The organism is Mesorhizobium sp. M0184, assembly GCF_040322215.1.
Lineage (GTDB): Bacteria > Pseudomonadota > Alphaproteobacteria > Rhizobiales > Rhizobiaceae > Mesorhizobium.
Window position 1 is genome coordinate 18,846 of sequence record NZ_JAMYSZ010000028.1, and the last position, 22,114, is coordinate 40,959.

General features: G+C 62.5%; 25 protein-coding genes. 12 read left to right on the forward strand and 13 right to left on the reverse strand.

What is annotated here, in order from left to right; genetic code table 11:
- Together NKJ23_RS26565 and hutC are read left to right on the forward strand one after the other, a co-directional pair.
- Positions 1-1,353, forward strand: coding sequence for a formimidoylglutamate deiminase (locus NKJ23_RS26565; protein WP_352683440.1), 1,353 nt, complete (start codon positions 1-3; stop codon positions 1,351-1,353).
- Entirely contained in the window at positions 1,350-2,111 is a 762-nt protein-coding gene (gene hutC, locus NKJ23_RS26570; protein ID WP_352683442.1) for a histidine utilization transcriptional repressor HutC, read from the forward strand. The genes NKJ23_RS26565 and hutC overlap by 4 nt, the downstream gene beginning before the upstream one ends.
- A 169-nt stretch (positions 2,112-2,280) precedes the next feature.
- On the opposite strand, the gene NKJ23_RS26575 is transcribed toward hutC, so the two are convergent.
- On the reverse strand, positions 2,281-2,625 hold the full coding sequence (locus NKJ23_RS26575) for a RidA family protein (RefSeq protein WP_023674415.1): 345 nt from the start codon (positions 2,623-2,625) through the stop codon (positions 2,281-2,283).
- A gap of 211 nt (positions 2,626-2,836) precedes the next feature.
- On the opposite strand from NKJ23_RS26575, the gene aztA reads away from it, so the two are divergent.
- The 4 genes from aztA to NKJ23_RS26595 all read left to right on the forward strand — a co-directional run bounded on the left by aztA (position 2,837) and on the right by NKJ23_RS26595 (position 6,011).
- Positions 2,837-3,649, forward strand: coding sequence for a zinc ABC transporter ATP-binding protein AztA (gene aztA, locus NKJ23_RS26580; protein ID WP_352683444.1), 813 nt, complete (start codon positions 2,837-2,839; stop codon positions 3,647-3,649).
- Entirely contained in the window at positions 3,649-4,524 is an 876-nt protein-coding gene (gene aztB, locus NKJ23_RS26585; RefSeq protein WP_352683528.1) for a zinc ABC transporter permease AztB, read from the forward strand. Before aztA ends, aztB begins: the two co-directional genes overlap by 1 nt.
- Before the next feature lie 22 nt (positions 4,525-4,546).
- Complete coding sequence (aztC, locus tag NKJ23_RS26590; RefSeq protein WP_352683446.1) at positions 4,547-5,488, forward strand: zinc ABC transporter substrate-binding protein AztC; 942 nt, start codon at positions 4,547-4,549, stop codon at positions 5,486-5,488.
- Positions 5,489-5,672: 184 nt separating this feature from the next.
- Positions 5,673-6,011: a protein tyrosine phosphatase family protein gene (locus NKJ23_RS26595; RefSeq protein WP_352683448.1), complete on the forward strand. Its 339-nt coding sequence runs from the start codon at positions 5,673-5,675 to the stop codon at positions 6,009-6,011.
- A 247-nt stretch (positions 6,012-6,258) separates the two neighbouring features.
- On the opposite strand, the gene NKJ23_RS26600 is transcribed toward NKJ23_RS26595, so the two are convergent.
- Entirely contained in the window at positions 6,259-6,726 is a 468-nt protein-coding gene (locus NKJ23_RS26600; RefSeq protein WP_023674409.1) for an Lrp/AsnC family transcriptional regulator, read from the reverse strand.
- A 139-nt stretch (positions 6,727-6,865) separates the two neighbouring features.
- On the opposite strand from NKJ23_RS26600, the gene hppD reads away from it, so the two are divergent.
- From hppD to NKJ23_RS26615, 3 genes are all read left to right on the forward strand, one after another.
- A complete protein-coding gene (hppD, locus tag NKJ23_RS26605; RefSeq protein WP_352683450.1) occupies positions 6,866-7,981 on the forward strand; it encodes a 4-hydroxyphenylpyruvate dioxygenase in 1,116 nt (371 codons plus the stop codon).
- A 69-nt stretch (positions 7,982-8,050) separates the two neighbouring features.
- The gene (locus tag NKJ23_RS26610; protein WP_023674407.1) at positions 8,051-8,278 is read left to right on the forward strand and encodes a type II toxin-antitoxin system Phd/YefM family antitoxin; all 228 of its coding nucleotides are present in this window, start codon (positions 8,051-8,053) and stop codon (positions 8,276-8,278) included.
- Entirely contained in the window at positions 8,275-8,649 is a 375-nt protein-coding gene (locus NKJ23_RS26615; protein WP_023674406.1) for a type II toxin-antitoxin system VapC family toxin, read from the forward strand. Before NKJ23_RS26610 ends, NKJ23_RS26615 begins: the two co-directional genes overlap by 4 nt.
- Here the strand turns inward: NKJ23_RS26615 and NKJ23_RS26620 are convergent.
- Genes NKJ23_RS26620 through hmgA form a run of 5 tightly spaced genes read right to left on the reverse strand, consistent with a single transcriptional unit; the run spans position 8,628 to position 12,771 of the window.
- Positions 8,628-9,188, reverse strand: coding sequence for a DinB family protein (locus NKJ23_RS26620; protein WP_023674405.1), 561 nt, complete (start codon positions 9,186-9,188; stop codon positions 8,628-8,630). The genes NKJ23_RS26615 and NKJ23_RS26620 overlap by 22 nt on opposite strands.
- A 4-nt stretch (positions 9,189-9,192) precedes the next feature.
- Entirely contained in the window at positions 9,193-9,480 is a 288-nt protein-coding gene (locus NKJ23_RS26625; RefSeq protein WP_352683453.1) for a hypothetical protein, read from the reverse strand.
- The gene (locus NKJ23_RS26630; RefSeq protein WP_023674403.1) at positions 9,477-10,499 is read right to left on the reverse strand and encodes a fumarylacetoacetate hydrolase family protein; all 1,023 of its coding nucleotides are present in this window, start codon (positions 10,497-10,499) and stop codon (positions 9,477-9,479) included. Before NKJ23_RS26630 ends, NKJ23_RS26625 begins: the two co-directional genes overlap by 4 nt.
- Positions 10,500-10,547: 48 nt before the next feature.
- Positions 10,548-11,447 (reverse strand): MBL fold metallo-hydrolase, encoded by a 900-nt coding sequence (locus NKJ23_RS26635; protein WP_352683455.1) that lies wholly within the window; start codon positions 11,445-11,447, stop codon positions 10,548-10,550.
- 10 nt (positions 11,448-11,457) lie between these two features.
- Positions 11,458-12,771 (reverse strand): homogentisate 1,2-dioxygenase, encoded by a 1,314-nt coding sequence (hmgA, locus tag NKJ23_RS26640; protein ID WP_352683457.1) that lies wholly within the window; start codon positions 12,769-12,771, stop codon positions 11,458-11,460.
- Between the two features lie 144 nt (positions 12,772-12,915).
- On the opposite strand from hmgA, the gene NKJ23_RS26645 reads away from it, so the two are divergent.
- Positions 12,916-13,353, forward strand: a complete 438-nt coding sequence (locus NKJ23_RS26645; protein ID WP_352683459.1) for a MarR family winged helix-turn-helix transcriptional regulator — start codon at positions 12,916-12,918, stop codon at positions 13,351-13,353.
- A gap of 30 nt (positions 13,354-13,383) precedes the next feature.
- On the opposite strand, the gene NKJ23_RS26650 is transcribed toward NKJ23_RS26645, so the two are convergent.
- The 3 genes from NKJ23_RS26650 to NKJ23_RS26660 form a co-directional block, all read right to left on the reverse strand.
- Complete coding sequence (locus tag NKJ23_RS26650) at positions 13,384-14,007, reverse strand: DUF4304 domain-containing protein (protein ID WP_352683461.1); 624 nt, start codon at positions 14,005-14,007, stop codon at positions 13,384-13,386.
- An 18-nt stretch (positions 14,008-14,025) separates the two neighbouring features.
- Positions 14,026-15,060 (reverse strand): L-threonine 3-dehydrogenase, encoded by a 1,035-nt coding sequence (gene tdh, locus NKJ23_RS26655; protein ID WP_352452270.1) that lies wholly within the window; start codon positions 15,058-15,060, stop codon positions 14,026-14,028.
- Positions 15,061-15,170: 110 nt separating this feature from the next.
- Positions 15,171-16,358 carry a glycine C-acetyltransferase gene (locus tag NKJ23_RS26660; RefSeq protein WP_352683463.1) on the reverse strand — a complete coding sequence of 396 codons (1,188 nt, stop codon included), beginning with the start codon at positions 16,356-16,358 and terminating at the stop codon, positions 15,171-15,173.
- 265 nt (positions 16,359-16,623) lie between these two features.
- Here NKJ23_RS26660 and NKJ23_RS26665 point away from each other — a divergent pair, with 265 nt between their 5' ends.
- Complete coding sequence (locus NKJ23_RS26665) at positions 16,624-18,696, forward strand: putative bifunctional diguanylate cyclase/phosphodiesterase (RefSeq protein WP_352683465.1); 2,073 nt, start codon at positions 16,624-16,626, stop codon at positions 18,694-18,696.
- Between the two features lie 5 nt (positions 18,697-18,701).
- On the opposite strand, the gene NKJ23_RS26670 is transcribed toward NKJ23_RS26665, so the two are convergent.
- Positions 18,702-18,944 (reverse strand): type II toxin-antitoxin system Phd/YefM family antitoxin, encoded by a 243-nt coding sequence (locus NKJ23_RS26670; protein ID WP_352452273.1) that lies wholly within the window; start codon positions 18,942-18,944, stop codon positions 18,702-18,704.
- Positions 18,945-18,964: 20 nt separating this feature from the next.
- On the reverse strand, positions 18,965-19,393 hold the full coding sequence (locus NKJ23_RS26675) for a MarR family winged helix-turn-helix transcriptional regulator (RefSeq protein WP_352457122.1): 429 nt from the start codon (positions 19,391-19,393) through the stop codon (positions 18,965-18,967).
- A gap of 117 nt (positions 19,394-19,510) precedes the next feature.
- Here NKJ23_RS26675 and NKJ23_RS26680 point away from each other — a divergent pair, with 117 nt between their 5' ends.
- Entirely contained in the window at positions 19,511-19,918 is a 408-nt protein-coding gene (locus NKJ23_RS26680) for a hypothetical protein (RefSeq protein ID WP_023674396.1), read from the forward strand.
- A 139-nt stretch (positions 19,919-20,057) separates the two neighbouring features.
- On the opposite strand, the gene NKJ23_RS26685 is transcribed toward NKJ23_RS26680, so the two are convergent.
- Positions 20,058-22,103, reverse strand: coding sequence for an oxidoreductase (locus NKJ23_RS26685; protein WP_352683468.1), 2,046 nt, complete (start codon positions 22,101-22,103; stop codon positions 20,058-20,060).
- Between the last annotated feature and the right edge of the window lie 11 nt (positions 22,104-22,114).

Genomic DNA, 22,114 nt, shown 5'->3' on the forward strand with positions numbered 1-22,114 from the left:
GTGACAGCAATCTTTGCGGAACAGGCGCTTTTGCCCGACGGCTGGCACAGCAATGTGCGGATCGTCATCTCCGACGGCAGGATCGCCACGGTCAAGGCGAATACCTCGCTCCTGCCTGGCGACGAGCGCCGTGCCATCCTGCTATCAGGGATGCCGAACCTGCACAGCCATGCCTTCCAGCGCGGCATGGCCGGCCTTGCCGAATTGCGCGGCCCTTCCGCCGACAGTTTCTGGAGCTGGCGCGAGGTGATGTACCGTTTCGCGCTGTCGATGACGCCGGACCAGGTCGAGGCGGTCGCGGCCCAGCTCTATGTCGAGATGCTGGAGGCCGGGTTCTCGCGCGTCGGCGAGTTTCATTATTTACACCACGACCGCGACGGCCGGCCCTATGCCAATATCGCCGAGATGGCGGAGCGCATTGTTGCTGCAGCGTCCGAGACAGGCATCGGGCTGACTTTGCTGCCGGTGTTCTACGCGCATTCCTCTTTCGGCGGCGCTGCGCCAAATGAAGGCCAGCGCCGGTTCATCAACGATGTGAACCAGTTCTCGCGGCTTGTTGAGAAATGCCGCGAATCCATTCGCGCGCTGAATCAAAGCGTCGTGGGCGTCGCCCCGCACAGCCTGCGTGCCGTGACACCGGAGGAACTGGAAAACATCATGGTGATCGCACCAGAGGGGCCGATCCACATCCACATCGCCGAGCAGATGAAGGAGGTCGAGGACTGCCTTGCCTGGTCCGGGGCGCGGCCGGTCGAATGGCTGCTTGCCAATGCCAAGGTCGACCAGCGCTGGTGCCTCATCCACGCCACCCACATGACCGACATCGAGACGACCGATTTGGCGAAAAGCGGCGCCGTTGCCGGCCTCTGCCCGATCACCGAGGCCAATCTCGGCGACGGCACCTTTGCCGCGTCCTTGTTCATGCAGCATGGCGGCCGCTTCGGCATCGGCTCGGATTCAAATGTACTGATCGGCCTGCCGGACGAGTTGCGGCAGCTCGAATATTCGCAGCGCCTCGCCCACCGCGCCCGCAACGTGCTGGCGGTGGCCGGCGGCTCGACCGGCCGTGCTTTATTCGATGCAGCGCTCGATGGTGGCAGTGCCGCGCTGGGCGCCGGCCTCTCGCAGATCGCAGCAGGTGCCTCGGCCGATTTCGTCTCGCTCGACGGCAAGCATCCATCGCTGGCCGGCAAGACGGGCGATGCAATCCTTGATGCCTGGATTTTTGCCAACGGCACCAAGGTCGATTGCGTCTGGGTGCATGGCAAGAAACTGGTCAGCGGCGGCAGGCATGCCAGGCGCGATGCCATCGCCGAGCGGTTCCGCAAGGTGATGACGGCGCTTTCGGCATGAGCATGATCGAGGCAATAAGCGCGGATTCTGGAAGCGCGGACGGCGGCGAGGTTCTTTCGCTGCACCAGCGCATCCTGTCGGACATCAGCGAACGGATCCTGTCGGGTGCCTGGGCGCCCGGCCACCGCATCCCGTTCGAGCATGAACTGACGGCCGAATACAATTGTTCGCGCATGACAGTGAACAAGGCCCTGTCGCAACTGGCCAAGGCCGGGCTGATCGAGCGCCGGCGTCGTTCGGGCAGTTTTGTCCGCCGGCCGCAGTCGCAGGCAGCCGTTCTCGAAATCCACGACATCCGGATCGAGGTCGAGGCACTTGGCTTGCCCTACCGCTATGAGCGCATGGCGCGAAACAGAAGGCGCAGCAGCGCCGACGACCGCGCCCTGCTGGAACTCGACGTCGCCGGGCCGGTGCTGGTGCTGGAATGCCGGCATTTCGCCGGCAAGCGGCCGTTCGCCCACGAGCAGCGGCTGATCAACCTGGCCGCCGTGCCGGACGCCGCCGAAGAGGCGTTTTTCGACACGGCGCCCGGTCCGTGGCTGATCGGGCGCGTGCCGTGGAGTGCCGCCGAGCATCGCATTCGCGCGGTTGCCGCCGAAAAGCACATCGCGGCGGCGCTCGACATCGAGACCGGCGCGCCGTGCCTGGTGATCGAGCGGCGGACATGGAGCGCCGAGCACCCCGTCACCTATGTCCGCTTCACCTATGCGGCAGAGAACCACACGCTGGTGGCGCGGTTCACGCCGTCGCAGGGGTAAACCCTCCCCCTTGAGGGGAGGGTCGCGGAGCAAATTGCCGCATGGCGGCACTTTGTGACGCGGGGTGGGGTCGGTGCAACCTCGCCGACCCCACCCCGTCTCGCAGTCTCCGCTTCGCTCCGACTACTCGCCGACCCTCCCCTCGAGGGGGAGGGTTAGGAGCCGCCTCTCAAATCGCCGCGGTAACAATAATCTCGACCAGATATTCCGGTCCGGCAAGCTTGGCTTCGCCGGTGGCGCGGGCCGGCGTGTTGCCTTGCGGTACCCATTTGTCCCACTCCGCGTTCATCTCGGCAAAGGTGCTCATGTCGGCCAGCCAGATGATCGCCTGCAGGATCTTGGTTTTGTCGGTGCCGGCCTTGGCCAGCAATTCGTCGATCGCCGCCAGAATGTCCCTGGTCTGGGCACCGACGTTTCCGCCCGGCTTGCCGACCTGACCGGCCAGATAGACGGTGTTGCCGTGGATGACGATCTGGCTCATGCGCGGGCCTACATCGATACGACGAATGCTCATTGGATATTCCTTCTCTTCTTGTCGGTGCGCCTGTTTAGGGGCCGGGTTCGCCGGGGGCAAGGCCGCTCGAGCGGAACTTCTTGAGCCAAGCCAAAGCAGACAACAAGACGGCCCGGCCGCAATTCCGCCCGATTGGCTTGTTGACTAATGTAATAACATCACATATCGAATCCGCCCCTGCAGCACCGATCGTCGCCCCATGGATCGTCACATGAGCCAAACCTGCCTGACCTTCCGCGACCTGACGCTGGGCTACAACAGCCATCCGGCGATCCACCACCTCAATGGTACGATCCGCAAGGGGTCGTTGACGGCGGTCGTCGGCGCCAACGGCTCCGGCAAATCAACGCTGATGAAGGGCATCGTCGGCGTTCTGAAGCCGATGGCCGGCGCGGTGATCCGGGCGCCCGGCGTGCGCGCGGCCTATCTGCCGCAGCAATCGGAGCTCGACCGCTCCTTTCCGGCCCGTGTCGTCGACCTGGTTTCGCTTGGTCTGTGGCCGCGGCGCGGCATGCTCGGCCGTTATACGAGGGAAGATCGCGACTCTGTCAGCAAGGCGCTGATGGCCGTCGGCCTCGGCGGCTTCGAGAAGCGGCCGATCGACACACTGTCGGGCGGCCAGCTGCAGCGCACGCTGTTTGCCCGCGTGCTGTTGCAGGATGCCGAGCTCATCCTGCTCGATGAGCCGTTCAACGCGGTCGACAGCAAGACGGTCGGTGACCTGATCGCGCTGATCAAGCGCTGGCACGGCGAGGAACGCACGATCATGGTTGTGGTCCACGATCTCGATCTGGTGCGGCAGAATTTCCCCGAAACACTGCTCCTGGCGCGCCAGCCGATCGCCTGGGGCGAGACCAGGGAGACGCTGCAGCCGGAGAATCTGTTGCGCGCGCGCCGCTTCCACGAGGCCTGGGAGGACAACGCGCCATGGTGTGAGCCCGGCGAGCATGATCACGAGCACGGTGGCCACGAGCACAGCCATGACCACGACCATCATCACGGCTCCGGGCCGAGGGCGGCATGATGGAGGTGCTTTACGGTCTTTTCGTCGCCCCGTTTGCCGACTACGCCTTCATGCAGCGGGCGCTCGCCGGTTCGATGATGCTGTCGCTCGGCGCCTGCCCGGTCGGCGTGTTCCTGATGCTGCGGCGCATGAGCCTGTCCGGCGACGCCATGGCGCATGCGATCCTGCCGGGTGCCGCCGCCGGCTTCCTGTTCTATGGCCTGGAGATCCTGCCGATGACCATCGGCGGACTGATCGCCGGCATCATCGTGGCGCTCGGCGCCGGCGCCGTCTCGCGCTTCACCATCCAGCGCGAGGACGCCTCGATGGCGGCCTTCTATCTGATTTCGCTGGCCATCGGCGTGCTCATGGTATCGATCCGCGGTTCCAGCGTCGATCTCATGCATGTGCTCTTCGGCACCGTGCTGGCGCTCAACAATGAGGCGCTGACGCTGATCGGCGGCATTGTCGCGGTGACGCTGGCCAGCCTCGCCATTTTCTGGCGGGCGCTGGTCGCCGAATGCCTCGACCCTTTGTTCCTGCGCTCGGTCAGCCGGATGGGCAGCCCGGTGCATTTCATCTTTCTCGGCCTCGTCGTGCTCAACCTCGTCGGCGGCTTCCAGGCGCTCGGCACCTTGCTGTCGGTCGGGCTGATGATGCTGCCGGCAGCGGCGGCCCGCTTCTGGACCTCGCGCGTCGAGCCGATGTGCGTGCTGGCCACAGTAATCGGCTTTGCCTCCTGCATTGCCGGGCTGCTGTTGTCCTACCATGCGTCATTGCCCTCCGGCCCGGCCATCATCCTGTCCGCCGGCGTCGTCTATTTCGCCTCGATCCTGTTCGGCACGCGCGGCATCCTGCGCGCCCGCATCGTCCATCACCGCCACAGAACTGCCTGATCCCAACAAGGAGAACCTGTCCATGCTGAAATCGATCCGCGCCGCCTTGGCCGTGAGCGTTATAACATTAACCGCCTTTGGCGCATCTTCGGCCTTTGCTGAGCCGTTGAAGGTGGTCGCCAGCTTCACGATCATCGCCGATTTCGCCAAGAATGTCGGCGGCGACCGCATCGATCTGACCACCATCGTCGGGCCGGACGGCGACGCCCACGTCTACGAGCCGAGCCCCGCCGATGCGGTGGCGATGGCCAAGGCCGACATCGTGCTGGTCAACGGCCTGCATTTCGAAGGTTTTCTGCAGCGCCTGGTCGACGCCAGCGCCACCAAGGCTTCGATTGCCGTGCTGACCAAGGGGGTCACGCCGATCAATTTCAAACCCGAATTCGCCGAGGCCGATGCCGCCGAAGGCGCGGAAACCGATGGCGGCAAGACGGTCACCGATCCGCATGCCTTCCAGTCGATCGCCAATGCCAAGATCTATGTGAAGAACATCGCCGACGTCTTTTGCACGGCCGACGCTGCGGGTTGCGACAGCTACAAGGCCAATGCAGCCGCCTATACGCAAAAGCTCGAGGCGCTTGAGGGCGAAGTGCAGGCGGCGATCCAGTCGATCCCGCAGGAGAAGCGCGTCGTCATCACCTCGCATGACGCCTTCGGCTATTTCGAGCAGGCCTACGGCTTGACGTTCCTGGCCCCGGAAGGCGTGTCGACCGAGTCGGAGCCCTCCGCTGCCGACGTCGCCAAGCTGGTCAGCCAGGTGAAACAGGACAAGGCGGCGGCGATCTTCGTCGAGAACATCACCAACCCGCGGCTGATCGAGCAGATCGCCAGCGAGACCGGCATCAAGGTGGGCGGCACGCTCTATTCCGATGCGTTGTCGCAGCCCGACGGCCCGGCCGCGACCTATATCGACCTGATGCACAACAACATCGCCCAGATCAAAGGCGCGATTCTCGGCAGCTGAGCCGACCGATCCGGTTCATTCAGCCGGGCTGGCGCATGATGCGTCCTGGCGACGTACCGCGTTAGCCCGGCTGGATTTCCGGCATCGAAATCCCTATCTGCGCGAATGGATTTCTTTTCGCGCGGATTGCCGACCGGGTCAGGGAGTGGCAAGACTGCCGCTAACCAGATTGCGAGGAACCGCCATGGAATACCGTCAGATCAGCGAGGACTATTCGGTCTCGGGCCAGATCCAGCCCGAGGATGTCGCGACCATCAAGGCCGCCGGCTTCAAAAGCGTGATCTGCAACCGGCCGGACGACGAGCAGCCCGGCCAGCCATCGGCCGACACCGTCAAAGCGGCGGTCGAGGGCGCCGGGCTCGCCTTCCGCTACATCCCGGTGATCAGCGGCCAGATCACGGCCGAGAATGTCGAGGACCAGGCCGAGGCGCTCGACAAACTCGAAGGCCCGGTCTTCGCCTATTGCCGGTCCGGCGCGCGCTGCACCAATCTCTATGGGCTGATCAAGCAGTCGAAGGGGTGAGAGGCCTCACATTCCGAGCGGAGAAGTCAAGTTCCGCACTGTGGCGATCCTTCACACCCCCTCTGTCCTGCCGGACATCTCCCCCTCAAGTGGGGAGATTGGATGTCGCGTTGGCTTTCGCCAATTTTCAGCGTTGCGGAGTGGGCAGCGAGGTCAGAGCTGCCAATCTCCCCACTTGAGGGGGAGATGGCCGGCAGGCCAGAGGGGGGTGCTGTCCCTCCGCCATATCTAACGAAAAGCCGTCTGGCTAAATCGGCAGCGCGCCGGTCTCCTTCAACGTCTCCAGCACGATCGCCGTCTTCACATGCTGCACCGATTCGTGCGGCAGCAGCACGCCGTTGACGAACTCCGACAATGATTTGAGATCGGGCGTCACGACTTTCAATATATAATCCATCTCGCCGGTCAGCGCGTGCGCTTCCTGCACTTGCGGCAGCCGCGCCACCAATTCGCCGAAACGCCGCGCATTGTCGCGGTTGTGGGTGGCGAGCGTCACCGAGATGACGTTGACCAGGGAAAAACCGAGCTTGTCGCGGTCGAGCACCGCCCGGTAACCCTTGATATAGCCGTCCTCCTCCAGCCGCTGGCGACGACGCGAGCACTGCGACGCGGACAGGTTCACCCGTTCCGACAAATCGTTGTTGGTCAGCCGTGCATCGCCCTGCAACAGAGCCATTATCTTGCGGTCAAACTGGTCGATGCGCGCCTCATCCATGAATTTCGGGTCCGCAGTGCACAACTCGCGCATGATCAGACCATTTCAAGCGTTTGAATGCAAGCAATTTGCACTCGCTCCGCGCTATAATTGAGTTCAGATGGCCGACGCGGCCAGTTCCAGATTTCGGAGCAATGCCATGGGTCCCTTCCCGCACGACGCACCGCCCGCCAAGATCAGCAAAACCAATCCCGCCGGCACCGACGGCTTCGAGTTCGTCGAATTCGCGCATGCCGAGCCGGAAAAGCTCGCCGAACTGTTCACCCGCATGGGCTATGTGCCGGTGGCCAAGCACCGCAGCAAGGACATCACCGTCTGGCGGCAGGGCGACATCAACTATGTCGTCAATGCCGAACCCGGCTCGCATGCCATGAAATTCGTCGACAAGCACGGCCCTTGCGCCGCCTCGATGGCGTGGCGGGTGGTCGATGCAAGGCATGCCTTCGATCACGCGGTGGCCAAGGGCGCGACGCCCTATGAAGGCAACGACAAGACGCTCGATGTGCCGGCGATCGTCGGTATCGGCGGATCGCTGCTCTATTTCATCGAAACCTACGGCGAGAAGGGCTCGGCTTACGACGCCGAGTTCGACTGGCTGGGCGAGCGCGACCCCAGGCCGGAAGGCGTCGGCTTCTATTATCTCGACCACCTGACCCACAATGTCTATCGCGGCCAGATGGACAAATGGTGGGATTTCTACCGAGACCTGTTCGGCTTCAAGCAGATCCATTTCTTCGACATCGACGGCAAGATCACCGGCCTGGTCAGCCGCGCCATCACCTCGCCCTGCGGCAAGATCCGCATTCCGCTGAACGAGTCCAAGGACGAGACCAGCCAGATCGCCGAATATCTGAAGAAGTATAATGGCGAGGGCATCCAGCACATCGCCGTCGGCACCGACGACATCTACGGTGCCACCGACAGGCTGGCCGCCAACGGCCTGAAGTTCATGCCGGGACCGCCCGAGACCTATTACGACATGTCTTACGCCCGCGTGAACGGCCATGAAGAGCCGATCGAACGTATGAAAAGGCACGGCATCCTGATCGACGGCGAAGGCGTCGTCGATGGCGGCACGACCAAGATCCTGCTGCAGATCTTTTCGAAAACCGTGATCGGGCCGATCTTCTTCGAATTCATCCAGAGGAAGGGCGACGAAGGCTTTGGCGAGGGCAATTTCCGCGCTTTGTTCGAATCGATCGAGCAGGACCAGATCAAGCGCGGCGTGCTGAAGGTGGACGGCAAGGCAGCGTAGCCAACTCGGCCGAGGTGCCTTGTGGTTTGATCAATTATGACCTAAATTCTGGTCATAAGAGGTCTGACCATGAATGTTCCGATGGCAAAAGCGAAGGCCCAACTCTCTGAGTTGGTGAAACGTGCCCAGGCCGGCGAAGAGATCCATCTGACGCGGCATGGAGAGGTGGTGGCGACCTTAAGCGCGCCCACCCGGGCCGGCGGGAGCAAAGGCCTTTTTGGGGCCCTGAAAGGCCAAATTCGGATACCGGATGATTTTGATGAACTCGGTCCCGAATGGGACGAGTACATTAAATGAGCCGCCAATATCTGGTGGATACTCATATTCTGCTTTGGGTACTCAACGCGGATTCACGCCTTTCGGATCACCATCGCGACATCTTTCTTGCGGGCGAGGATGTGGTCGTCAGCGCCGTCTCGGTAGCAGAGATCGCCATTAAGAAATCGCTCGGCAAAGTCACGCTCACAGGCAACATCGTGGAAATCCTGCGATCGAACGGCATTCCGATCCTCAGTGTGAATGAACTACACGCAGCGAGGCTTGAGCATCTGCCGTTCCATCATCGCGATCCCTTCGACCGTCTGCTCATCGCACAGGCTCAAATTGAAGGTCTGACGGTGGTCACTGCGGATCGACATTTCTCAGCCTACGACGTCGCGTTGGCCTGATCATCCAGCTCCAGCCGCTCGACTTCGGCTTTCCTCAACTTCACATCGTAATCGAGGAAAAACTCGTCGAGTTGCGGCGGTTTCACCGAGGTGCCGGACAGCATCGCGTGCGCCTGGCCGCGATGATGGATGTCGTGGATGAAGAGATGGGCGAGCAGGTCGCCGATCCGTTCCGGTATCATGCCGTCCTCGCGCCGATCGGTGACGACGCGGCGCTCGAGATCGTCCGCCGACAGGCGGTCGCAAAAGGCGATCAGCCGCCGGTCGGCCTCCGCCTGTGCAACAAAAAGCGCCTTGGCATCACTGAACGGCACAAAATCGTCATGGGCGGCGGCGCCGACGCCGCCCTCTTCGAGAAAATCGAGATAGAGGTGATCGACCGCCAGGATGTGATTGAGCGTTGCCTTGATCGAGGGGAAGAAGCTTATCCTTTCAGCCTCGAATTCGCCGGGCTCAAGCTGCAGCACGGCACGATAGAGCCGGTCGTTCGACCACAGATTGTTGGCTGCCATGCCGCGGAAATGGTTCAGCAGGTCCATGACTTCACGGCGCGACCCGGAATAGCGACACACCCGCCCATAGAAGCGCAAACCCAGCCAAAACAATCAGCAGCAGCCCGATCATGCGCCGCCGCATGCCTTGCGTTTCCTGGTCCAGCGCGACGTTGGTGACGGTGTGAAACATCATCGCCTTGCGCGGCAGGCCGCTGCGGTTGGTCAGGCCGGGCGAGCGCGCCTCGATGCGATAGCTCAGGCGGATCGCCAGGATGAAGATCGCCAGCATGACAAGGGCCCAGACACCGCACAGCAGATAGAATGTCTCGCCCGTCATTCTCTTGCCCCCTCGTACTTCTCGACCCTCTGCTCGATGGCGCCGAAGATCGAATGCCCACCCCGGTCCTTCATCTCGATACGCACGCTATCGCCAAAGCGCAGGAACGGCGTTTTCGGTTCGCCGGCTTCGATGGTCTCGATCATACGCAGCTCGGCGATGCAGGAATAGCCGGCGCCGCCCGCCGAGACAGGCTTGCCCGGCCCGCCGTCGAGCTTGTTGGAGACGGTGCCCGAACCGACGATGGTGCCGGCGGCCAGCGGCCGCGTTTTTGCGGCGTGAACAATCAGCGCCGGAAAATCGAAGATCATGTCGATGCCGGCGTTCGCCCGGCCGAACGGTTTGCCGTTGAGATCGACCAGCAGCCGCAGGCTGACCTTGCCGCCATCCCAGGCATCGCCCAGCTCGTCCGGCGTCACCGCAACCGGCGAAAAGGCCGATGACGGTTTCGACTGGTAGAAGCCGAACCCCTTGGCGAGCTCGGGTCCGGTCAGGCCGCGCAGCGTTACATCGTTGACCAGCATGACCAGCCGGATCGCCGCCCGCGCCTCATCGAGGCTTGCGCCCATCGGCACATCGTCGACGATGACGGCGACCTCGCCTTCCATGTCGATGCCAAGGGCATCGTCGACCATGCGGATCGGGTCGCGCGGTGCGAGGAAAGCGTCCGAGCCGCCCTGGTAGATCAGCGGATCGGTCCAGAAGCTTGCCGGCATCTCGGCGCCGCGCGCCTTTCGCACCAGCTCGACGTGGTTCACATAGGCCGAGCCGTCGGCCCATTGGTAGGCGCGCGGCAGCGGCGAATGAGCGTCATGCTCGTGAAAGCGGGCAGACGGCACCGCATTATTCTCAAGTGATTCGGCCATCGCAGCGAGATGCGGCGCGATCCGATGCCAGTCATCGAGTGCGGCCTGCAGCGTGCGCACCAGGAACGAAGCATCGGTAAACCGCGTCAGGTCACGCGAGACGACGACGAGCTTTCCGTCGCGCGTCCCGTCCTTCAATGTGGCAAGCTTCATGCGGTTTCCTCTCCTGGCGCAGCTTTGGCGCTGCTTTGATTTTTTGTTCTACGCATGATCTCTTCCGAAAACCGGTTCCCACTTTTCGGGGTCATGCTCCAGCCTCACAACAAGGCCGTCGCGGGCGATCGTCAAGTCGCCCGCCCATGTTTTCCTGACGGCGGCGATCCAGTCGGCCTCGCCGATCTCCGGATCGTCGGCCGGAATGAGGTGGTTGACGACTAGCCTTTTGACGCCTGCGTTGCTGGCGATGCGGCCCGCCTCCTCGGCAAAGCTGTGGCTGGCAAGCAGGTGCTCTCTCAGCCTTGCGCCGTTGCCGGTCTTCGCGACCAGCCGCTCGATACCCACTTCCAGCATGGCTTCGTGGACCAGTATGTCGGCGCCTTGGGCGAAATCCGCCAATGGCGGAAAGAACGCCGTATCCGACGAAAACACGACGCCTTGCCCCGCATGATCGAAGCGCAGCGCAAAGCAGTCCGTCACCGGCGGGTGGTCGACACGCAGCGCCGATATTTTGAGACCGCGCTCTTCCGCCACCTGGCCTTCACCAAACTCGACGATCGAGACCAGGTCACGGAGATCCGGCCGCCCTTCATCGGCGATGCGGATCTCGATGTCGAACTCCATCGCCTGGCAAAAGCGCTGCCAATAGTAGTCGATGCCGGGCGGGCCGAACAAACTGACCGGTGTCGCCTGGCCGGCCGTCCAGGCAGTGTGAATAAGCGGTCCCAATTCCAGCACATGGTCGGAGTGCAAATGCGTGATGAAGATCAGGTCGAGCGCCTTCAGGCTGATGCCGGCATCGGTCAGCCCGCGCGTTACGCCCAGCCCGCAATCGATGACGATGGTGCGGCCGCCAATCTCCAGCAGCGACGAACTCGGCCACGGGCCGCCCGGCCGCAGCGCCGGGCCACCCTTCGAACCTAGAAGCACCAGACGATCCGTCATGCGACGGCGCTCAAGACCAGTCGCCCTCTGGCGTGCCGTTGAAGCGCTTCTTCAGGCCGGCCCAGCAGTCGATGTAATTGTCCTGCCGGGTTTCGAGCTCGGCGCCATAGCGGGTCACCATTTGCGGAAAGCGTGTCTCGAACATGAAGGCCATGGTATTGTCGAGCTTGACCGGTTTCAGCTCCGCTCGCGAGGCTTTTTCGAAGCCAGACGCATCGGGTCCGTGAGCCAGCATCATGTTGTGCAGGCTGATGCCGCCGGGCACGAAGCCCTCTTCCTTGGCATCGTACTGACCATGTATGAGGCCCATGAACTCGCTCATGATGTTGCGGTGATACCAGGGCGGGCGGAACGTATCTTCCGCGACCAGCCAGCGCGGCGGGAAGATGACGAAATCGATATTGGCGGTGCCTTCCTCGCCGCTCGGCGCGGTCAGCACGGTGAAGATCGACGGATCGGGGTGGTCGAACAGGATCGCACCGACCGGCGAAAAGGTCGCAAGATCATATTTGTAGGGCGAATAATTGCCGTGCCACGCCACCACATCCAGCGGCGAATGATCGATCTCGGTGACATGGAACTGGCCACACCATTTCGCGATCAGCCGACAGGGCGTGTCCTTATCCTCGAACCAGGCGCAGGGCGTCTTGAAATCGCGCGGATTGGCCAGGCAGTTGGCGCCGATCGGGCCGCGATCCGGCAGCGTCAGCTTGGCGCCGTAATTCTCGCAGACATAGCCGCGCACTTGCGGATCGACCAGTTCGACCTTGAACACCAGACCGCGCGGCAGCACGGCGATCTCGCCCGGCCTGAGTTCGATGACGCCCATCTCGGTGACGAAGCGCAAGGCTCCAACCTGGGGCACGACCAGCAACTCGCCGTCGGCGTTGAAGAAATGATCGTCGGCCATCGAACGGTTGGCGACATAGACATGTGCCGCCATGCCGGTCTGGCCGAGCACGTCGCCGGCGGTGGTGATCGAGCGCATGCCGGCGATGAAATCGGTCGGTTCCTTCGGCATCGGCACGGGGCTCCAGCGATACTGGCCGAGTGCGAGCTGGTGGTCGCCGACATTCGGCGCGCTCTTCCACAGCGGATAATTCGCCGCTTTGAAGCGGCCGGTATGCCGTACGCTCGGCCTTATCCGATAAAGCCAGGAGCGCTCATTGGTGCCGCGCGGCGCGGTGAATGGAGAGCCCGAAAGCTGCTCGGCATAGAGGCCGTAGGCCGGCCGCTGCGGCGAGTTTCGCCCTTGTGGCAGCGAGCCCGGCAGAGTCTCGGTCTCGAAGTCATTGCCGAAACCCGGCATGTAGGAATAGGTCATGGAATCCTCCCGAATTCATAGTCCCGGAGCGTCCGAAGGGAAGCTCTGAGTTGACCAGACTGGTTTCATTTGTAACCATTGAAAATGTAACCATCAACAGTGATGTCTCGCAGGAGCCGCAAGCCTGCTCAGTCAAGGCCAATCATGGAAATCCTCGAACTCGAATCCTTCCTGCCTTACCGGCTCTACCGGCTTGCCGATGCGGTCAGCCGCGAGTTCTCAAGGATCTACAAGGACCGCCACGGCCTGACCCGGCCCGAATGGCGCACACTGGCCGGGCTTGGACAGCACGGCACGATGACGGCGACGGCGCTCGGCGAGCAATCGGCCATGCACAAGACCAAGGTGTCGCGAGCGGTGGCCGAGCTTGAGCGGCGGCGCTGGCTGACCCGCACGCCAGACGAGAAAGACCGTCGCGTCGAGCATCTGACGCTGACCAAAGCGGGGCTTGCCGCCTATCGCGAAATGGTGCCGCTGGCGAAGGAGTTCGAGCGGGAGCTGCTGGAGAGGCTTGGTGCGGAAGAGCGGGCGGCGATTGTCAGTGGGGTAGCGGCGCTGGAGGCAAAACTCACCCAGGGTTGAAATCCTCCATAGGTTCGACCGTCGCAGAAATCAGATGGCTACCGCGGCAGGCAACGCTCCTAAACCATAATAGGCGCGTTCGGCTACAATGAAGCCTCTGACACGGCTTCGAAATGCTATCGGATCATCGATGTAGCCCAAGAGAAGCTGCGCCTGCGAAGCCGCATGTCTCTGAGCGCTTTCAAACAGCCGCCTTGCCGATTCAAAATCACCAGCCAAACCGGCCGCCACCCCGGCGTGGAAGGCCGCCCACTCGCCGTAGGCGCCCGGCTGCAATTCATTCACGAGGATTGTCGCTGTCGCCTGCACGGAAGGGAACATTGATCGGTGAACCTGATCGATTTCGACGGCCTTCTTGGCCATTTGATCAACCGCGAGCAGAAACTGTGCCGGGCTCTCGAACGGAACGAACTGTCCAATGCGCTGAGGACGATCGAAGGTAACTGTTTCAGGGAGCGAACCCCAGAGCCAGTGGATTGCTACGTTAAGGTAAGTGCCTTTGGACCAAGAGCTGGGCTGGAACTCGACTACACTTAGCCAGAAGCCGCGATCGGCGATCCAGATTCGAGACTTCCCTTTGCGTTGAAATCCGGCGGGCTTCAGTACGATCTTTGCCTGCGAGGCAATGATGCGACCGTGCTCATTATCCGCCATCTTGCACCCCTATATGCCTCACCAATCCATCACCACCTTGCCGGAATTGCCGCTCTTCATCGCTTCGAAACCGGAAATGTAATCGTCGATGCCGATCCGGTGCGTGATTAGCCCCGACACATCGAGAGGACCCTGCACCAGCGCGATCATCTTGTACCAGGTCTCGAACATCTCGCGGCCGTAGATGCCTTTCAGATGCAGCATCTTGAAGATGACCTTGTTCCAGTCGATCTCGAAGCCGGTCGGCGCGATGCCGAGAATGGCGATCTTGCCGCCATTGTTCATGGTGTCGATCATGTCGCGGAAGGCAGGCGCGGCACCCGACATTTCGAGGCCGACGTCAAAACCCTCGGTCATGCCGAGCGCCGGCATCACGTCGCGCAGCTTTTCCTTCGACGCATCGACGACATGCTGGACGCCGAGCTTTTTCGCCAGTGCCAGGCGCACCGGGTTGATGTCGGTGATGACCACTTTTCGCGCGCCGACGCACTGCGCCACCAGCGCGCCCATGATGCCGATCGGCCCGGCGCCGGTGACCAGCACGTCCTCGCCGACGAGATCAAAGGACAATGCGGTGTGAACCGCATTGCCCAAGGGATCGAAGATTGCCGCGATCTCGTCCGGCACGTCGTCAGGGATCGGCACCACATTGTGCTGCGGAATCGCAAGGTATTCGCCAAAGGCGCCCGGCCGGTTGACGCCGACACCAAGCGTGTTGCGGCACAGATGCCCCCTGCCCGCCCGGCAGTTGCGGCAATGGCCGCAGACGATATGGCCCTCGCCGGAAACGCGCTGGCCGAGTTTGTACTCGGTCACCGCCGTGCCGAAATCGGCGACGGTTCCGACGAATTCGTGGCCGGTTACCATCGGCACCGGCACCGTCTTTTGCGCCCACTGGTCCCAATTGTAAATGTGCACGTCGGTGCCGCAGATCGCCGTCTTCCTGATCTTGATCAGCACGTCGTTCGGACCGATTTCCGGCACCGGCACTTCTTCCATCCAGATGCCCGGCTCGGCCTTGGCCTTGACCAGCGCCTTCATCATGTTCGACATTCTCTTGTCCCCTGAACCTTAGTCGCCTGAACCTTAGTCGCCTGAACCTTAGTCGCCTGAACTTAGTCGCTTGAATCTCTTGATCCGGAATCGCTTTCGGTTCCGGCCGTTCAGGAAATCACGCCGAGTTCGCGACCGACTGCGGCGAACGCCTCAACCGCACGGTCAATGTCCGCGCTGGAATGGGCGGCTGACATCTGGGTGCGAATGCGCGCCTGGCCCTTCGGCACCACGGGGAAGGAGAAGCCGATGACATAGATGCCGCGCTTCAGCATCCGCGCCGCCATCTCCTGCGCCAGCGTCGCGTCGCCCAGCATCACCGGGATGATCGGATGGTCGGCGCCGGCCAGTGTAAAGCCGAGCCTGCCCATCTCGGAGCGAAACCGCGCTGCGTTGGCATATAGGCGCTGACGCAACGCATCGCCATTGCGGACCAGTTCGAACACCCGAATCGAGGCGCCGGCGATCGCCGGCATCAGCGTATTGGAGAACAGATAGGGGCGCGAGCGCTGGCGCAGCCAGTCGACCACCTGCTTCCTGCCCGATGTGTAGCCGCCCGACGCGCCGCCCAATGCCTTGCCGAGCGTGCCGGTGATGATGTCCACCCTGCCCTCGACGCCGCAATGTTCGGCCGAGCCACGGCCATTCGTGCCGACGAAACCAACTGCATGGCTGTCGTCGACCATGACCATTGCGTCATATTTGTCGGCGAGGTCGCAGACGCCCTTCAGATTGGCGACGATGCCATCCATAGAGAACACGCCGTCGGTGGCGATCAGCCGGAACCGACAGTCGCGCGCCTCTTTCAACCGCGCTTCGAGATCGGCCATGTCGTTGTTGGCGTAGCGGAAGCGCTTTGCCTTCGACAGCCGTACCCCGTCGATGATCGAGGCGTGGTTCAGTGCATCGGAGATGACCGCATCCTCCTCGCCGAGCAGCGTCTCGAACAGGCCGCCATTGGCGTCGAAGCAGGAGCCGTAGAGGATCGTATCCTCCATGCCGAGGAAGTCAGAAATGGTCGCCTCGAGCTGCTTGTGTTCTTCCTGCGTGCCGCAGATGAAGCGCACCGACGCCATGCCGTAGCCGTAACGGTCGAGCGCCTGCTTGGCCGCCTCGCGCAGTTCGGCGCTGTCGGCGAGGCCGAGATAATTATTGGCGCAGAAATTCAGCACCTTCTCGCCGCCGACCTCGATCTCGGCCGATTGGGTCGAGGTTATCACCCGTTCGGATTTGTAAAGGCCGGCCGATTTCAGTCCTTCAAGCTCGCTGTCGATGTGGGAAAGGAATGCTTCGGTCATGATCGGGCCCTGGTGAGATCGACGAGGACTGTCGCGCCGCGCGGACGAAAAATCCATCGCAAAAGCGACCGCTTCGGTGGCGGCAGTGGCACCGCAGAGGCCACGATGTTCAAATGCGGAGGCGCCGCGAAAGATTGCAATAACCACTTTGCGGGTTTCCCGCCACGGTCGCCGCCGCCGGCCTGCTGCCGTCCCAAACCTGTTAACACTTTGAAGCCAAAGGTTGTCGCACAAGAATTCGTTGGCGAGAGGGCCGCCTCAGAAAATGTCGCAGCAGCCGGTGCACGCCGTTTCAGGCAGGCTCATACTCCTGATCAAATCTGGCTATTGGCTGGCTCTGCTGATCATAGCCGCCATGGTCGTGGCCTCCTTCATCCTGCTGCAACAGGTGATGTCTACCCAACGGCACAATCAGGCGCTGCTCGATATCGTCAGCACACAAAAAGCCCTGTCGCAGCGCATCGTCTTCCTTGCCGGCGCGACAGGCAGCGCCCAGCGCGATCAACAGCGGGCCCTGGTTAGCGCGCTCAAGCAAGCGACGGTGGAGTTCGAGAAGAACTACGATCTGCTGCTCGAACGGACCGCCGCCGATCCGGCGTCGCCGGCAAGGTTCGATCCGAAATCGATCGAGAGCGTGCTTTTCGCCAAGCCGTACCATCTCGACTATTTCTCGGTCGGGCTTATCGCCAACGGCGAACGCCTGATCTCGTCATTCGAATCGCGGCTCAACATGGCCGGCAATGGTGGCTACAAAGGCGGAGAGGAGCGCGTCAACCTGAACGCTTCCGTTGCCAACGCAACATTGTCGGGCTATGCCGCACTTGGCCAGCGCATCAGCGCCTTTGCAGACCAGCGATCCGAAACACTTCTCGATCTTAACCGCACATTGTTCTACTCGACCATCGGCGTCATCGTGCTGGTGGCGCTTTTCATTTTCAGGCCAATGTCGAATGCCATCCTGCGCAGGACGCGCGAGCTGGTCGATGCGCGCAATTCCATGGCCTTTATCGCCGTGCATGACGGGCTGACCGGCCTGCACAACCGCACCTTCTTGACCGAGCATTTCGATACGCTGATCAATGCGGCGCGGCGACGGCGTGAACGGGTTGCCGTGGTGCAGTTCGATCTCGACCGGTTCAAGCAGATCAATGACACGTTCGGCCACGCCGCCGGCGATTATGTGCTGGTGGCGGCTGCGCAGCGCATGCGTGATTCGTGCCGTACGTCGGATCTCAACGTGCGTCTCGGCGGCGATGAATTCGTCATGATTCTCAACGGCGCCGGCAGCACCGAGGACATCGATACCGTCGCCCGGCGCATCCTGACCAAGCTCAACAAGCCGATCGTCTTTCGAGGCACGACAATCCATCCGGGCGTAAGTGCCGGGATTGCGGTCTACCCTGTCGACGCCGACAATGCGCAGGATCTGCTCGTCCATGCCGATCTGGCGCTGTATTCCGCCAAGAAGCAGGGCGGCGGCAGCTTGTCGTTCTTCTCCGAGGAGCTGAGGCACGAACTCGATTATCGCAAGCAGCTCGAGCTCGACATCAGGACCGCCATCTCGGAGAAGGCGTTCGAGGTCTATTTCCAGCCGCAGGTGTCGCTGTCGGACGGCGCCATCAGTGGCATCGAGGCTCTGGTTCGCTGGAGACATGCCGAGCGCGGCATGATCGCGCCGGGCGAGTTCATTCCGATCGCGGAAAAATGCGGTCTCATGCCCGAGATCGGCCGCATCGTCATCGCCAAGGCGATCGACGAAGCAGCCGAATGGAACCGCGCAGGCATCGCCTTCGGACGGATCGCCGTCAATGTATCCGGCTCGGAGCTGCGCGAGACAGATTTCGAAGTCTTCCTGTTCGACATGCTGGAGAGGGCTGGCCTGCCAGCGCACAAACTGTCGCTGGAGATCGTCGAATCCGTCATCCTCGACGACGAGAAGACCGGTATCGCGGCAAAGCTGCGGCACATTCGCGCCGCCGGCATCCATCTTGAGCTCGATGATTTCGGCACCGGCTACGCATCGCTCAGCCATGTCAATCCAAACGAGATCGATCGGCTGAAGATCGACCGCCGCTTCGTCCAGAACATCAACGAGAACAACGGCAACACCAAGATCGTGCGTGCCCTCACCGAGCTCGCCCGCGCTCTCGGCATCTCGATCGTTGCCGAGGGCGCCGAAACCGAAGCCGAGCTCGACTCACTGATGGCGATCGGCTGCGACCAGGTGCAAGGCTATTCCATCGCTTTCCCGATGCCGCCGGACAGCGTGCGCGAATGGCTGGTGGCGCGAACGTCCAAGAAGGCCAGGCTGACGGTGCTGCAGGGCTGCCGGGCGTAGATCCGTCATGGTTCGGACTTGCGAACCGACCTGATCTGCCGAGGCGGAAGGTCATCCTCATCACCGGGAAATCCTGCCAGCAATTGTCCAAAGCTGGGCACACGCGCCAGTCTTTCGTAGTCCTGAAACGACAAAATGACCGCCTGCTTGCGGCCGTGCCGGGTGATGATGGCCGGTTCTCCCGCGACGACCTGATCGAGCAGCGCCGAGAGTGTAGCCCCGGCATCCTTCAGCGAAATTTCGCGCATGGCGTTTCGTATCCTAATTTCTAACCCTCGACATTGGCCCGTAGCGCGGCCAGCACCTCTGTAAACTCTGCCAGCCTGTCGTCGGACAATCCCTTCCGCAGCCGTTTGTCGAAGGCTAACGCGGCGGTGCGCAATTTCAGGAACAGCGCTTCTCCGGCTTGGGTCAGCTCCACCTGGTGAACCCGGCGGTTCTCGGGATCGCGGCGGCGCATCAGCAGGCCTTGCGTCTCCATGGCGTTGAGGTGGTGGGTCAGCGTTGCGCCCCGGATGCCGATCATGCCGGCGAGCTCGCGTTGGTTGGCCAGTTCCCGCGACTTGACCGACAGCAACGTGACCCAGACCGGCAGCGTGCCGCCTGCCTCGACCAAGGCAGCGTCGAAAGCCTGCGCAACCAGCTTGGCGGTGCGCGCGAGATTCATCCCGATCGGCGGGCGGTCAAAGGGCGTCATGATCCGACACTAGAACAAGGGCAAAGCCTATGGAACTGGCTCGAGCTTATGCGTTGACATCTAATCATTTGATATCTATCAATATGCCTGGCGGTGGGCAAGAGAGGAAATGCGGTCATGCAATATGTCTACATCATCGTCCTCGGCCTTCACGTCATGGCGGGCGTGTTCTGGGCCGGCACCACCATCGCGGTCGCCCGCGAACCGGAGATCAGGGCGGAACGTTTCTTCCGGCCGCAAATGGGCGCAGCCGGCGTGGTTTTCCTCACCGGCTTGCTGCTGTGGTATTTCTTCCACAACGGCTCTTTCGGCTCGATGGAGAAGGTCTTGGCGCTGGGCATCTTGACGGCGTTAATCGCCGCCGGGGTTCAGGGCGCGCTGGTGGGTTCCGCCAGCAGGCAGTTGGCCGGCGCTGATGCGGCGAAGCAAACCCAGTTGCGCGCCAAGATGACAAAAGGCGAACGCATCGCCGGCGGCCTGCTGGTCATCACCGTGTTCTGCATGGCCACCGCCAGGATGTTTTGAACGTCCTGCCGCAATCGCAAGATCGTACGGTGCCCGGCGATGGCCGGCGGCGTGCGCGGCGCGCAGACCGGACCGACGTGCCTGGTGGCTCTCCGTACGGAGGTTCGGCTGCGCGCCACCAATCAATCCAAAATATTCCTCAGATCCGCAAGCCGAACCTGATGCCGTCATAGATGGCGGCGTGGATATTGCGTGAGGCTACCGCGTCGCCGATGCGAAAGACGACGAAACCACTCTGCGGATTGCGCACCGGAAAGATGTCGCCGCCATTGACCAGTTTTTCGTAATCGATCGCGCCGGCGTTCTTCGACAGCGGCTTCAGCGCCAGATAGAGATCGTCGAGCGGCAGCGTGCCGTGCTCGACCACCACCTGGTCGACCCGCCGCTCGCCGCGCCAGCCATCGGCGAAGTCGGACGCGAGCTCGGCGATCAGCTGGTTGCCTTCGCGCCGCACCGAGCGCAGCCGTGTGTTGATGGTCACCGTGACCCCCTTTTCCTGGAAGGCGCGCATGTAGGGCACATGGTTCATGCCGCCCATTTCCGGGGCGAAGAAGCGTTCGGGCGAAACCAGCTCAAGCCTGGCGCCGCTATTGGCGATCAGTTCGGCGGCACCCATGCCCTGATGGCCGCCATTGTCGTCATAGAGCAGCACGTTCTCGGCCGGCTTGACGCTGCCGGCCATGATGTCCCAGCTCGAGGTGACGAGATCGTCGCCCGCCGTCAGAGGCGGGTTCTGCGGCAGCCCGCCGGTGGCGATCACCACCACGTCCGGCGACAGCGCCAGCACGTCGTCCGTCTCCGCCCATCTGTCATAGCGGATCTCGACGCCGAGCCGCTCGAGTTCGGCCAGGCGCCAGTCGATGATGCCGATCAATTCCTTGCGGCGCGGGTTTTGCGTTGCCAGCCGCACCTGGCCGCCGGCCTGGCTCGATGCTTCCAGCACCGTCACCTGGTGCCCGCGCTCGGCGGCGACGCGCGCCGCCTCCAGCCCGCCGGCGCCGGCGCCGACGACGACCACCTTCCGCTTCGGTCCCTCGGTTTTCGGAATAATATGCGGGATATCAGCCTCGCGGCCCGTCGCCGCATTGTGGATGCACAGCGCCTCGCCGCCCTCATAGATGCGGTCGAGGCAATAGGTGGCGCCGACGCAAGGCCGGATCTCGTGCTCGCGGCCCTCCATCACTTTTTTGACGATATGCGGGTCGGCAATGTGGGCACGCGTCATGCCGACCATGTCGAGCTTGCCGGTGGCGATGGCGTGACGCGCGGTGGCGACGTCGGAAATCCGCGCCGCATGGAAGGTCGGGAATTTCGTCGCCGCTCTCACCTCCCCTGCGAAGTCGAGATGCGGTGACGAGCGCATGCCGGTCACCGGGATGACCTTGGTCAGCGCCGCGTCGGTCTCGATCGAGCCACGGATGATGTTGAGGAAATCGACCTTGCCGGAGCCGGCCAGCCGCCTGGCGATTTCGACGCCCTCCTGTTTCGACAGGCCTTTCTCGAAATCCTCGTCGGCGACCATGCGGATGCCGACGACGAACTTTTCGCCGACCGCGGCACGCACTGCGTCGAGCACCATTCCGGTGAAGCGCAGCCGGTTGTCGAGCGAGCCGCCGAAATCGTCGTCGCGCTGGTTGGTGGCCGGCGACCAGAAACCGTCCATCAGATGGCCGTAGGCTTCGAACTCGATGCCGTCGAGGCCGGCAGCCTGGCAGCGCTGCGCGGCCGCCGCATAGTCGGCGACGATGCGCTCGATATCCCAGTCCTCGATAGTCTTGGGAAAGGCGCGATGGGCCGGTTCGCGCACCGGCGAAGCCGACAGGACGGGCAGCCAGTCGGCCTTGTTCCAACCGGTGCGGCGGCCGAGATGGGTGATCTGTATCATCACCATGCAATCGTGCTCGTGGCAGGCATCGGTAAGCTCGGCGAGCCATGGCACGATGCGGTCGTCATAGACATGCAGATTGCCAAAAGCGGCCGGGCTGTCGCGCGAGACGATCGCCGAACCGGCGGTCATGGTCAGCGCCATGCCGCCCTTGGCCTTTTCGGCATGGTAGAGCCGGTAGCGTTCCTTCGGCATGCCGTCCTCGGAATAGGCCGGCTCATGGCTGGTCGACATCACCCGGTTCTTCAGCGTCAGATGCTTGAGCCGATAGGGCTGGAGGAGCGGGTCGTTGCTAGTCATCGTCTTCCTGC